9 protein-coding genes and 1 pseudogene are annotated in these 13,243 nt (G+C 70.7%); 7 read left to right on the top strand and 3 right to left on the bottom strand.

Features of this window, described 5'->3' with window-relative positions:
- Position 1: 1 nt before the first annotated feature.
- Positions 2–697 (bottom strand): peptidylprolyl isomerase, encoded by a 696-nt coding sequence (locus tag ADL03_RS31185; protein ID WP_053737168.1) that lies wholly within the window; start codon positions 695–697, stop codon positions 2–4.
- A gap of 185 nt (positions 698–882) precedes the next feature.
- On the opposite strand from ADL03_RS31185, the gene ADL03_RS31180 reads away from it, so the two are divergent.
- From ADL03_RS31180 to ADL03_RS31170, 3 genes are all read left to right on the top strand, one after another.
- Positions 883–1,071, top strand: a complete 189-nt coding sequence (locus tag ADL03_RS31180; protein WP_053737167.1) for an antitoxin — start codon at positions 883–885, stop codon at positions 1,069–1,071.
- 317 nt (positions 1,072–1,388) lie between these two features.
- Positions 1,389–3,404, top strand: a complete 2,016-nt coding sequence (locus ADL03_RS31175; protein WP_157529506.1) for an NACHT domain-containing NTPase — start codon at positions 1,389–1,391, stop codon at positions 3,402–3,404.
- A gap of 52 nt (positions 3,405–3,456) precedes the next feature.
- Positions 3,457–4,146 carry a hypothetical protein gene (locus tag ADL03_RS31170; protein ID WP_157529505.1) on the top strand — a complete coding sequence of 230 codons (690 nt, stop codon included), beginning with the start codon at positions 3,457–3,459 and terminating at the stop codon, positions 4,144–4,146.
- Between the two features lie 46 nt (positions 4,147–4,192).
- Here the strand turns inward: ADL03_RS31170 and recQ are convergent, their stop codons facing one another.
- Positions 4,193–6,259 carry a DNA helicase RecQ gene (gene recQ / locus ADL03_RS31165; protein ID WP_053737238.1) on the bottom strand — a complete coding sequence of 689 codons (2,067 nt, stop codon included), beginning with the start codon at positions 6,257–6,259 and terminating at the stop codon, positions 4,193–4,195.
- Positions 6,260–6,298: 39 nt separating this feature from the next.
- Positions 6,299–8,149, bottom strand: a complete 1,851-nt coding sequence (locus tag ADL03_RS31160) for a Xaa-Pro dipeptidyl-peptidase (protein WP_053737164.1) — start codon at positions 8,147–8,149, stop codon at positions 6,299–6,301.
- A gap of 99 nt (positions 8,150–8,248) precedes the next feature.
- Between ADL03_RS31160 and ADL03_RS31155 the strand changes: the two genes are divergently transcribed.
- From ADL03_RS31155 to ADL03_RS49895, 4 genes and pseudogenes are all read left to right on the top strand, one after another.
- On the top strand, positions 8,249–9,187 hold the full coding sequence (locus ADL03_RS31155; protein WP_053737163.1) for a maleylacetate reductase: 939 nt from the start codon (positions 8,249–8,251) through the stop codon (positions 9,185–9,187).
- Between the two features lie 91 nt (positions 9,188–9,278).
- Complete coding sequence (locus tag ADL03_RS31150) at positions 9,279–10,580, top strand: esterase family protein (RefSeq protein WP_053737162.1); 1,302 nt, start codon at positions 9,279–9,281, stop codon at positions 10,578–10,580.
- On the top strand, positions 10,577–13,054 hold the full coding sequence (locus ADL03_RS31145; protein ID WP_053737161.1) for a bifunctional lysylphosphatidylglycerol flippase/synthetase MprF: 2,478 nt from the start codon (positions 10,577–10,579) through the stop codon (positions 13,052–13,054). The genes ADL03_RS31150 and ADL03_RS31145 overlap by 4 nt, the downstream gene beginning before the upstream one ends.
- Positions 13,051–13,243: pseudogene (locus tag ADL03_RS49895) on the top strand (hypothetical protein); the annotation flags it as partial. The gene ADL03_RS31145 and the pseudogene ADL03_RS49895, both read left to right, overlap by 4 nt.

Genomic DNA, 13,243 nt, shown 5'->3' with positions numbered 1-13,243 from the left:
GTCAGACGCCGAGCGGGAGCACCCACCTGAGCACCGACTTGACGTTGGGGCTGCCGTCCAGCGGGTTCTCCCCCGCGATGCCGCCCGCCGCGATCTTGTCGAGCGTCTTCAGGCCCTCGGGCAGGATCTGGCCGAACACCGAGTAGTTCGGCCGCAGGACCGAGTCGGACTGCACGAGGAAGAACTGCGAGCCGTTGGTGTCCGGCCCGGCGTTGGCCATCGCGAGCGTGCCGCGCGGGTAGATGCGGCGCTGGCCGGTCGGGTCGTTCGGAGCGGGCTGCAGGTCGGTCGGCAGCTCGTCCTTGTACCTGTAGCCGGGGCCGCCCTCACCGGTGGCGGTCGGGTCACCGCACTGCAGCACCTTCAGCGTCGGGTACGCGGTGAGGCGGTGGCACTCGGTGTTGTTGTAGAAGCCGCGGAGCGCGAGGTGGATGAAGCTGTGCGTGGTGCACGGCGCCTTGGCGCGGTCGAGCAGGAGCGGGATGTCGCCCTGGTTGGTCTTGACCTTGACCAGCACCTTGCCCTTGATGAACCAGGGGTTGTGCGGGATGGACACCGGACGAGCGGCAGGTTCCTCCGGCGTCGCGGTGTAGCCGCAGTCGGGCCTGACCAGGTCTTCCTGCGCGGTCGCGGTGCCCGTCGTGGTGAAGACGACGGCAAGCGCCGCCACTGCCAGCCCAGCTGCGATTCGCCTCATGTGCGTTTCCTAGTGGAGCCGGTGGTGCCCCGGCAAGGTTTAACGAATCACTGCCGGGCGAACCGCAGGCGTAGGGCGCTGCCCGTCGAGCGGATCGAGCTCGGTGAGCGGCACTTCACTCCATCCAGTGAGTGTGCCGGATGCCAGACCGGGTATCCGGAACTCCATAGGGAGGTGATGCAGTCATGGGCTTCGAAGAGATGAAGGACAAGGCCAAGGACCTCATCGGTCAGCACGGTGACAAGGTCGACCAGGGCGTGGAGCGCGCCGGGCAGTTCGCCGACGAGAAGACCGGCGGCAAGCACAGCGAGCACATCGACCAGGGCGAGGACAAGCTCAAGGAGGGTCTCCGGAAGTTCGGGGACCAGCAGTGATCTTCGAGTGATCTTCCGGCGGGCGGCGCACCCACGACGGGTGCGCCGCCCGTTGCCGTGCAGACCACCACCAAGACGGAATCTCGCACCCGCCACACCCACGCGGAGTGGGCGTCTGGGGCTGCCCGTGCCGATGGGTCGGGTGTGGGTTACGCCGGAATGGACCACCGGTGTTCACAGGCCGGCGCAACGATCACCGCCGGGGCACCTGCGGACGCGCCGGTCCCGCCCCACGCGAGTGAGTCACTTCCGCGATCCCGGCGGCCCGGTTACCGTCGTTCGCCTGGATCGCGGAGGTGAAGGTGGATCCGAGCGGGGTGACGAGAGCCGCGCGGCTCACCGCGTTGGTCGGCTTGTGCCTGGTCACCGTGCTCTTGTTGCTCCCGGCGGCGATCAGCGTGAGCACCGGCGGGACCGCGCCGGAGTTCCTCGGCGAGTTCGGGCGCTGGCTGTGGCCGGCGGTGGGCGCGATCGTGCTGGTCGCCGTGGCTCTGGCGTTCTGGGAACGCGTCCGCGGTCACGAGACCTCGAACCGGTCGGCCGCGTTGAGCCGGGTCGAGGCACGGGTGAAAGCGCTGCTCGCGTCGTCGCTGGCCGCGCAGACCCAGATCAAGCTCGGCGTGCTGCGCCAGCCGAAGCTGTCCGTCCGGGCCGACGGCGACGAGATTTCCTCCACCGACCTGGAGGCCGTGTACGACCGGCTCGGTCACACGATGGTGTTGATCGGCCCGATCGGCAGCGGACGCTCGACGTTGCTGCGTGAGCTCTGTCTGACGCTGGTGGAGCGGGCGCGCAACGACCCCGACGCGCCGATCCCGGTCGTAGTCGACCTGGCGACGTGGCGGGCGTACGGCTCGCGAAAGCCGACGGAGTTCACCGCGTGGCTGCTGCGGGAGATGAACCGCCGTTACGGGATCAGCCGGTCGGCGGGCACGATCTGGCTGCGCCGGGGCCGGGTGGCCGTGCTGATCGACGGGCTCGACGAGGTGCCGCGCGTCGACCGGGAGCACTGCGAGTCCGAGCTGGCGCCGTTCGCGTCCGTCGTGTGCTCAACCGGGCCGATCGAGAACCTGCCGTCCGCTCACGTCGAACCGTTGTCGCGGGGCGAGGTGCTGGAGTACATCGCGTCGGTCAGCCCCCGGCTCGACGGGCTGGAGGCAGCGCTGACACCGGCGGTCTGGGAGCAGCTCACCTCACCGCTGGCGTTGAACCTCCTGGCGTTGACGCACCTCGACAAGCAGGTCGACACGATCGGCACGGACCTCGTCGGTTCGTTCGTCGTGGAACGGCTCTCCGGCCAGCGCGGGGCGGGCCCCACGATTCGCGCGCTCAAGTTCCTGGCCCGGCTGGGCCGGCCGGACCTCGGTGCGCCCGTGCACATGCCGCACCGCCGTGCGTGGCTCCCACTGCTGCCCACCCGCCCGTTGTGGTTGCTGTTCATCCGCGCCGTGCCCGCCGCGTTGGCCGGTGGCATGTGCGCCGTGACGTTCATGACCGGCCTGCAGCTCGGTTTCTGGGCTGCGTTGGTGTTCATGGTGTCGGCGTCGTTGTTGCTGGTGTGGGTGAACAAGCTGCCGCACGTGTTCCATCCGCCGGGACGCGCACACGGGCTGATCACCGCCGGGCTGGGTTTCCTGGCCGGTGTCCTCATGGGTTTGCTGGTCGGTTTCGTGGGTCTGTGGCTCGGTGGGGCCGGAACCCAGTGGCCGTACCTCGTGGCCTATGTGTTCGTCGTGGTGACGACGTTCTTCTTGGCGCTGGGCTTCGTTCCGGGTGACGCGTCCGTGCCGTGGTCGATCCTGATCGCTGCCGCGCCCGGCGTCTCCATGGTGTGGATCGAGCCCCATGTGGTGCTGACCGGCATGGGGCTCGGTTTCTCCGCGGGTGTGGCGGGCGGTGTGTTCGCGGCGGCGGTGGGACGGGTGTGGCGCACGGTGCGTCCGGCACAGCAGCAACGCATGCGGCTCGGGCGCCCGTGGTGGGTGCAACCCGCGGTGCCGTTGGCCGGCGCGGTGGGTCTGCTGGGTGGCATCGCGTCCTTGGGCTCCTGGGGTTCCGCGCTCGGTGTCGCCCTCGGGCTGATGGTGACGCCGGTCGCCGCCCGCGACTACGTCTGGCCGTTCGACGCGCTCGCCGAGTGGGCAGCGGAAGGGCTGACCCGGCCGCTGTCACTGGGTGAGCTGTCGTTCCGCCGCAATGCTTTGCTGCACCTCGCCGAGGACCGTCTGCTGCTCACGCGGGTCGACGGCGAGTACCGCTTCACCCACGTCGTCGTGCGTGATCATCTGGCCGCGTGCGACCCGACCGCCCTGTTGAGGGCCACGCGCCGTTGAACCACGCCGTTCTGCGGGCCGTACGGCCTGACAGAAGGGTCGGGTGTTGCGCATGCGCTGGTCAAAGGGCTGGATCGCGGGCGCCGGGGTGATGTCGGTGGTGGCCGCGGCCGGGGGTACGGCCTTGGCGCTGGCCGGATCCGGTTCACCCGCCTCGCAGCCGGCGGTCGCGGGCAAGGAGGTCTGCGCCGGAAAACCGCTGGAGTTCATGGAGATCGGCGGGCCGGCCGGGGTGTTGTCCGATCGGTTTCCGACCGGGACGTCGTTGCGCGTCACGAATGTGGCCAATGGACGCACGATCACCGTTCCGGTCGTCGGGACGGCGGCGAAGTGCGCTTTGCTGAACAACGCGGCGTTCGAGGCGTTGCGGTCACCCGACGCCGGGCGCGGTGCGGCGGAAACCGTTCTCCGGCGGGCACGGGTGGAGATCGTCGGAAACGCACCGGCGCCGATGGTGTCGTCGCTGCCGCGGGTGCGGGCTTCCGGCGTCGTCGGGTCGGTCGTGTGCGACGGCGCCTCGGTCGGGTTGTCGGACGTCGGCGGGGAGGCGACGGCGTTCTCGTCGCAGCTGCCCGTCGGGACGGTGGTCCGGGTGACGAACCTGGACAGCGGCCGGCAGGTGACCGTGCGGGTCGTCGGGGTCGGCAACGGGTGTGTGGTGCTGAACCGGGCGGCCTTCGCACTCGTCGGGGAGTCCGGGGAGAACGTGGTCAAGCGCGCGCAGATCGAGCAGGTGAGGTGAGCCGGTGTGGTGGCCCGGCGGTCAGGCCACCACGCGGCGCCCGGTGTCACCAGTCGAGGGGTTCCTCCGGTTCGGGCCATTCCTCGGGCTCCGGCAGCGAGGAGAACCCGTCGTCGTCGGACGCGCCCGATCCGCTGGGCGCCCACGCACCCGCGGCGGCGCCGCGGCCGGCCGCCTTGGCGGAGCGAGCGGGCTTGGGTGCGGCGGCCGGGGCACCGGCGGGGCTCAGGAGCGAGGCCTGGGCGTCAGGCTCCGCTGCCGGGGTGGAGCCGGGAGCGCGGTCGGCGACCAGGTCGAGGATCGCGGCACCGTACTTGGTGAGCTTCGCCTGGCCCACGCCGCTCACGCCGCCGAGAGCGGCGAGGGTCGCGGGACGAGTCGCGGCGATGCCGCGGAGGGTGGCGTCGTTGAAGATGACGTAAGCCGGAACGGCCTGGGTGCGGGCCTGGTCGGCACGCCACTTGCGCAGGGTCTCGAACAGCGGCGCGGCCTCGGGCGGGAGGTCGACGGCGGCCTTCGCCTTCGTGGCGCCGCCGGCGGAGGCGGTGCGCGTGGTGGAGCGGGCGGGGATGGTGTCCTTGCGCATGAGCACGGTGCGTTTGCGGGACAGCACCTCGTTGCTCGCCGGGGTGAGGACGAGCGTGGAGTACTCGCCCTCCACGGCCAGCAGGCCCTGGGCCAGGAGCTGGCGGACCACGCCGCGCCACTCGGACTCGTTGAGGTCCTCGCCGATGCCGAACGTGCTCAGCCGGTCGTGGTCGAACTGGAGGACCTTGGCGGTCTTGCGGCCCATGACGATGTCGATGACCTGACCGGCACCGAACTTCTGGTTGCGCTCGTTGCGCAGGCGCCACACCGTGGACAGCAGTTTCTGCGCCGCGACGGTGCCGTCCCACGACTCCGGCGGGGTGAGGCACGTGTCGCAGTTGCCGCACGGGGCGCCGGACTGGCTGAAGTAGTCGAGCAGCATGGTGCGGCGGCACGTGACGGTCTCGCAGAGGGCGAGCATCGCGTCGAGGTGGGCCTGGCTGCGGCGCCGGAACGCCTGGTCGCCCTCCGAGGACTCGATCATCTTGCGCTGCTGGACCACGTCGGCGAGGCCGTAGGCAAGCCAGGCGGTCGAGGGCAGGCCGTCGCGGCCCGCACGGCCGGTCTCCTGGTAGTAACCCTCGACGGACTTCGGCAGGTCGAGGTGGGCGACGAAGCGCACGTCCGGCTTGTCGATGCCCATGCCGAAGGCGATCGTGGCGACCATGACCAGCCCGTCCTCGCGCAGGAACCGGGACTGGTTGCGCTGGCGGACCGAGGCGTCGAGCCCGGCGTGGTACGGCAGCGCCTCGATGCCGTTGGCCACCAGGAACTCGGCGGTCTTCTCCACGGAGGCGCGGGACAGGCAGTAGACGATGCCCGCGTCGCCGCTGTGCTCACCGCGCAGGAGGTCGAGCAGCTGCTTCTTGGGCTCCTTCTTCGGCACGATCCGGTACTGGATGTTCGGCCGGTCGAAGCTGGAGACGAACTGGCGGCCGTCGATGAGGTCGAGGCGGGTGAGGATCTCGGCGCGGGTCGCCTCGGTCGCGGTGGCCGTCAGCGCGATGCGCGGCACCTTCGGCCAGCGTTCGTGCAGGTGGGCGAGCGACAGGTAGTCGGGCCGGAAGTCGTGGCCCCACTGCGAGACGCAGTGCGCCTCGTCGATCGCGAACAGGGCGATGTCGGCCTTGTCGAGCAGGCGCACGGTCGCCTCGGAGGAGAGCCGCTCGGGCGCGAGGTAGAGCAGGTCGAGCTCGCCCGCGACGAACTCCGCCTCCACCATGCGGCGCTCGTCCCACGACAGCGACGAGTTCAGGAAGCCCGCGCGCACGCCCAGGTCGCGCAGCGCGTCGACCTGGTCCTGCATCAGCGCGATGAGCGGCGAGATCACCACGCCGGTGCCGGGCCGCACCAGCGCCGGGATCTGGTAGCACAGCGACTTGCCGCCACCGGTCGGCATCAGCACGAGCGCGTCACCGCCCGCGATCACGTGCTCGACGATGTCGGCCTGCTCGCCGCGGAACTCGGGGTACCCGAAGACGCGCTGCAGGACCTGCAGCGCGTCTCCGTGGTCGGTTGAACCCATGCCGCCGATGCTAGCGAGCGGCACCGACAATCCCCCGAGCTAGCCCAGCGGACTCCTCGTACCAGCGGAAACCGTGAACGCGGTGATCGGATCAGCGGATGCCGACGGCACCGCGCCGCGCACCGGGACCCGCACCGAGGTGTCCGCCAGGTCCACGGTCAGCCGGGGCAGCTGGCTCGGCGCGACGATGACGCTGGAGTCGGTGCCGCCGATCAGCAGGCCCAGCCGGTGCCCCGCCGGCACCAGGTGGTCCGTTGTGGACAGTCGGAACGTGATGCGGTACTTGGTCCCCGGCGTGATCGTGTGCGTGACGGAACGTGACTCGTAGTTCGCGAGGTCCGCCCACCCGCGCGCGATGACCTGCGCGTCGACGTTGCCCGCCGTGGTCTCCGTGTCGCGGTAACAGGCGTCGTCGCCGGTGCGGCTCTCGCCCCAGCACGACTCCGTGGACAGCGTGCGGATGCCTTCACCGGTCCGCACCCGTGCCGGGCCGTAGTCGACGAGGTACGCCGTCAGGTGCGCGGTCGGCGTCGACGACGACACACCGACCGTGATCGACGACGTGCCGGCGACCAGCAGGTCCGACGCCAGCGGTGCCGTCGAGTAGACGACCCGGCCGGTGTTCGAGCCGGACAGCCACGAGGCGGGCGTGGCGCTGCCGTTGTCCGTGAACGCCGCCGTGCCCGTACCGGGCGTGGTGCCGAGGCCGGCGGACGAAGGCCGCAGCACCTGCTCCGCGGTCCCGGCGGGCGGCCACGTCTGCGAGTCCTCCCACTGGTCGGGGTTGCGTTCGACGGACGCCTGCGCCTCGTTCTCGATGCCGTTGGGCACGTTGAGCAGCCAGCGGTCGAACCACCGGTGCAGCGTCGGCACCCACTCGGCGCGGCGGAAGTCGAACGGGTCGACGTGCGCGGTCTGCGAGAACCACAGCTTCTTCGGCACCGACGCGGGCACCGCGTCCCAGAACTGGCCGTACTGCAGCGTCTTGACGTTGAGGTCGTTCTGGCCGTGGATGGCGAACACGGACGCCTTCACGCGCGAGGCGTTGCGCACGAAGTCACGCTGCTGCCACATGGCCGTGTAGTCACCGTTGGCCGGAGAGCCGTTCGTCATCTCCGTGCGCACGGCATCGCAGCGTGAGCGGGCGTTCGAGTTCTCGAACTGCGAGCCCAGGCCCGTCGGCGAGCTGTAGTTGCGGTAGGCAACGCCGTCCGAGCGGAACCAGTCGTACCACGAGCTGATACCGGCGATCGGCACGATGGTCTTCAGGCCGTCGATGCCGGTCGCCGCGACACCGTTCGCGATCGAGCCGTCCCACGACTTGCCGATCATGCCCACGGCGCCCGTCGACCAGCTCGCCGACTTCGTCGTGCTGCCGATGACGGTCGTGTAGCCGGTGCGCCGGCCGTTCAGCCAGTCGATGACGGCGCTGGCGGACGCGATCTCCGACCGTCCGCCGACGTCGACGCAGCCGCGTGAGCGGTTCGTGCCGAGGAAGTCGACCAGCACGACCGCGTAGCCGCGCGGCACGAAGTAGTTGTCGTAGAAGAGCGGGAACTTGACCGGCACACCGGCCGAGTCGTAGGACTTGATCTCGCTCTCGTTGCCGCGGCCCGCGCTCTGGTAGTACGGGCTGGCGTCCATGATCACGGGCACGCGCCCGGCGGTGGCCGGTCTGATGACGTCGGCCGTGACGCGGTCGCCGCGGCCGTCGCCGTCGAGGTCGAGGCCGGTGTCGACCCAGACGCTCTCGCGGACGGCGTCGGCCATGGAGTGGATGGGCGCGGACACCCCGCCGGACAGGGTGAACGCCGGTGTCGCCGCTGTGGCAGGGAGTGGCGTGAGGGTCAGGGCCCCTGCTAACGCCACTACAACACGAACACGCTTCATGGCCTTTCACGCTACGGAGTGCGAAAGTCACCCAGCAGAGTCGAAAGTCTGGTTCCGCAGAGTTGCGACGCAGCCACCCCGCGTTGAATATTCGACCTCGTGAGCTTCACCTTCGAACCAGCGCGCACGCGCATCGTGTTCGGGCGCGGTACGTCCGCCTCCGTGCCCGCCGAGGCCGAGCGCCTGGGCGCCACCCGCGTCCTGCTGATCGCCCGCCACGGCGGCGACCGCGTGGCCGAGGCGCTCGGGCCGCTGCTCGTGGCGCGGTTCACCGGCGCGGCCATGCACACCCCGGTCGAGGTCACCGAGCAGGCGCTCGACGTGCTGCGCGCGCACGGCGCGGACTGCGTGGTGTCGGTCGGCGGCGGGTCCAGCACGGGGCTCGCGAAGGCGCTGTCGGTGCGCGCGGGCGTGCCACAGCTCATCGTCCCGACGACCTACGCCGGGTCGGAGGTCACGCCGGTGCTCGGCGAGACGGCGGCCGGGCTGAAGAAGACTCGGCGGGACGCGGCGGTCCAGCCCGACACGGTGGTCTACGACGTCGATCTGACGCTGGACCTGCCGCTGGACGTCACGGTGACCAGCGCGTTGAACGCCCTGGCGCACGCCGTGACGGCACGCGGCGACGAGAACCCGTTGATCGACGCCATCGCCGTGAAGGCCATCGAGGGCATCTTGCACGCGCTGAGCAGTGATCCGTCCACGGTGGACGCACGGACTGAGTTGTTGCGCTCGGCGTGGTTGGCGGGCACGTGCCTGGCGTCCGTTCCGATGGGACTGCACCACAAACTCGCGCACGTTTTGGGTGGATCGTTCGGATTGCCGCATGCCGCAACGCACACGGCGCTGCTTCCCCACACCGCACCCACAGACCTGAGCAAGCGCATCCACGACACGGCGGCCCGCTTCGGCGCGGCAACGTCGTTGCGCGCGTTGGGCATGGCGGAGTCCGATTTGCCCCGGGCTGCGGAGATAGCCGCGCATCCGGAGGCCCTGCGGGTGCTGACCAGCGCGTGGCGGGACGCAACACCCGGCTGATGCGTTGTCAGCCTAAAGGCTGATGTTCCTGATGCGGAACCGAGACGAACCTCCGATGTGGAACCTGTAGATCTGCTGATGAACTGACAGCATGACTAGCCCTCTGGACCTGTCGCTGCTAAACGGGCCGATCCCCGTCGCCGCGACCGTCGCGGGCGTGACCGCGCTGGTCTTCCTGGCGATCCGGGCGAAGAGGACGTGGTGGACGCGTGTGCTACCGCTGGCCGTCCTGGCCTGCGCGCTGGTCGTCGCGGGCCTCACGTACGTGGTCAACGACGTGTGGAAGCCGTGGCCGGAGCCGTTGCCGGTGGTCCTGGTGGTGTGGCTGGGCGCGGCGCTGGTGGCGCTCTGCCTGGCGGTCGCACGGGTGCGGTCCGGGCGGTGGTACCTGCGCACGGTGAGCGTGCTGGCAGCGGTCGTGGTCGTGTCGAGCGCGCTGACGGCGACGAACGCGTTCTTCGGGCAGTACCCGACGATGCGGGCCGCGCTGGAGGTGTTCGACAACCCGACCGTGGACATCGACGAGGCCGCGAAGCCCACGTCGGCCGTCCTGGAGGTGCCCGCGGGCAAGCGGCTCGTCGACGTCTGGCGCAAACCGCCCGATCTGCCCGACAAGGGCACCGTGTCCGAGGTGAGCGTTCCGAGCAGCTTCAAAGCCCGCCCGGCGTGGGTGTACCTGCCGCCGGCGTACTCGGCGACGCCACGGCCGCGGCTGCCCGTCATCGTGCTGATGGCGGGCCAGCCGGGCAACCCGCGCGACTGGAACGACGCGGGACGGCTCGTCGACAACATGGACGCGTTCGCCCACGCGCACGACGGGCTTGCGCCGATCGTGGTGGTGCCCGACCAGCTCGGTGCGCTGACGGCGAACCCGCTGTGCCTCGACTCGAAGCTCGGGCAGGCGGAGACGTACCTCGCGCGCGACGTCCCGGCGTGGGTGAAGCAGCGGCTGACCGTCGACGAACGCCGGGAGGCGTGGACCGTCGGCGGGATCTCGCACGGTGGCACGTGCTCGTTGCAGCTCGCCGTGCGCGCGCCGGAGGTCTACGGCAACTTCATCGACCTCAGCGGGCAGATCGAACCCACGCTCGGTACGCGTGCGGACACGGTCAAGGCGGCGTTCGGAGGGGACGCGGCGGCGTTCGCGCGCGTCAACCCGATGGACGTGCTCGCACGGCAGAAGTTCCCGCAGACGGCCGGGGTGATCGTCGTCGGGCAGAGCGACCGCGGGTTCGTCGAGGCGAACGCGAAGGTGCTCGAAGCCTGCCGCAAGGCGGGCATGGACGTGAAGTGGCACGAGCTGCCCGGTGGGCACGATTGGAACGTGTGGCGGTCCGGCCTCTACGGGCACGCGTTGCCGTGGCTGGCCGCACGGACGGGGTTGAGCGGATGAACAGGATCGTGGCCGTGACGCACCGGGCGCGGCAGCTGGCCGGGCGGTTGTTCCGGACGGCGCCGCTGACGTGCTCGTTCCTGGTGGTGTTCTGGACCGTCGGGGCGCTGGTGCCGCCGACCGACGAGGTGCTGGGACAGGTCGGGTTCGGCACGTCCAGTCCGCTGTGGACGGTGCTCGGCTCCGTGCTGTGGGCGATGGACCTGCCGGGCTACCTGGCGACGACGGTGCTGCTGCTGGTCTTCGGCGCGCTGGCCGAGCGCGAGTTCGGTGCGCTGCGGACGGCGGCGATCTTCCTGGTGTCGCACGTCGTCGGTGCGTTCCTGGGGATCTCGTGGGTGCTGGTCGGGCAGGCCGCCGGGTGGTGGTGGCTCGACTCGCTGGTGGACCAGGTCGCCGCCGGTCCGTCGGTCGGCGGGGTCGGGCTGGCATTGGCCCTGTCCTTCCGGATGCCGCCGTTGTGGCGGCGGCGGGTGCGGCTGTTCACGATCTTGTCGGTGCTCGTCCTTACCCTGTACTCAGGATGGCTGGAGGACGTGCTCCGGCTGTCCGGCGGTGTGGTGGGTCTGCTCATCGGAGCGTTGTTCCTGAAGGGAGGTGCCGAACACAAACCACGCACGTTGCAGGAGACGCGGGTGCTGGTGGCGCTGCTGCTGGCGGCGTCGGCGCTGGGCCCGGTGGTGGCGATGCTGTCGCCCAACCAGGACGGTCCACTGTGGTGGTTCGCGGACGTCGTGGCGGTCGCGCAGCCGTCGCAGGACGAGGTGGCCGGTGTGTGCGGCGACCCGGACGCGGCCGACCTGTGCCGGACGATGCTGGTCCAGCTGTCGTACGGGCGCTTCCCGGCGCTGGTGATGTCGTTGCTCCCGGCGATGCTGTTGCTGGTGCTCGCCGAAGGCCTGCGGCGCGGACGGCGGTTCGCGTGGTGGTCGGCGCTCGTGTGCAACGCGGCGTACGCGGCGTTCATCGGGTGGTACGTCGTGCAGGCGGCACAGATCCCGGAACGCGGCGCGCTGGACCTGGCGTTCTCCTACAGCGTCCCGATGCTGGTGCCGCTCGCGATCACGGTCGTGCTCCTGGTGACGCGCAAGTACTTCGACATCGCGCTGCCGCGGCACGCCGTGGTGCGGTTCTGGCGGTTCACGCTGGGCAGTGTGGCGCTGCTGTCGGCGCTGTACGTGTTCGGCGGCTACCTCCTGCGCGAGGAGTTCTCGCCCGTGCCGGGGTTCGCCGAGCTGCTCGCCGACCTGCCGGCCCGCTTCCTGCCGCCGGGGTACCTGGTCGGGCTCGTGCCGTTGCAGTTCGCGGCGGACGGGTTCGTGGGCACGCTGCTGTTCGAGTACACCGGCGTGGTGTTCTGGCTGATCGCGCTCGCCGGTCTGCTGATGGCGTCGTGGCGTGCGTGGCCGACCGCGAGCACCGAGGCGGCGCAGCGTGCGCGTGCGTTGATGCAGCGCTACGGCGGCTCGTCGTTGTCGTACATGACGACGTGGCGTGGCAACGAGTACTGGTTCACGCCCGACGGCGAGACGGCCGTCGCGTACCGCGTGGTCGCGACGATCGCGCTGACCGTCGGCGACCCGATCGGGCCCGCCCCGGTCGCCGCCGTGCGCGGGTTCGCGGAGTTCTGCGCGCGCAACGGCTGGACGCCGTGCCTGTACAGCGTGGGCGCGGCGACCACGGACGCGGTGACGGACCTCGGCTGGTCGGCGGTGCAGGTCGCCGAGGACACCGTGATCGAGCTGGACACGTTGAGCTTCACCGGGAAGAAGTGGCAGGACGTCCGCACCGCGCTGAACAAGGCGGCCAAGGCCGGCATCACCGCCGAGTGGTGCACCTTCGCCGAGGCCCCGTACGCCATCACCGACCAGATCCGGTCGATCTCGGCCGAGTGGGTGGCGGACAAGGGCCTGCCCGAGATGGGCTTCACGCTGGGCGGCCTGGAGGAACTGAGCGGAGAGGGGGTGCGCTGCCTGGTCGCGGTCGACGCCGACCGCACGGTGCACGGCGTCACGAGCTGGCTGCCGGTCTACGCCGACGGCGAGGTCGTGGGCTGGACGCTGGACTTCATGCGCCGCCGCTCCGACGGGTTCCGCGGCTCGATGGAGTTCCTGATCGCTTCCGCCGCCTCGTCGCTGAAGGAGGAGGGCGCGCGGTTCCTCAGCCTGTCCGGCGCACCGCTGGCCCGCCTCGACCGCGGTGAACAACCGCGCGCTCTGCAACGCGTCCTCGACTTCACCGGGCAGGTGCTGGAGCCGGTGTACGGCTTCCGCTCGCTGTTCGCGTTCAAGGCGAAGTTCCAGCCGGTGTACCGCCCGATGTTCATGGCGTACCCGGACTCGGCCGCGCTCCCCCGCATCGCCAACGCGGTGAGCCGCGCCTACCTGCCGCACCTCAACGCGCGGCAGGGCGTCCGGCTGGCCAGCAAGATGATCATCCGCTCGCGTGACCGGGTGCCCACGCCGGTGCGGTGATTGGCGCGCGTGCCGGGGTGTGGCTGGCCGGTGGGCGCGCCGGCGAGGTGGGCTGGCGGCGCGGAGGGCTGGCGGGCAGTGGGCTGGCGGGCAGTGGGCTGGCGGGCAGTGGGCTGGCGGGCAGTGGGGTGGCGGGCAGTGGGCTGGCGGGCAGTGGGCTGGCGGGCAGTGGGCTGGCGGGCAGTGGGC

The organism is Nocardia sp. NRRL S-836, assembly GCF_001279525.1.
Lineage (GTDB): Bacteria > Actinomycetota > Actinomycetes > Mycobacteriales > Pseudonocardiaceae > Lentzea.
This window is presented reverse-complemented; position numbering and strand designations above follow the sequence as displayed.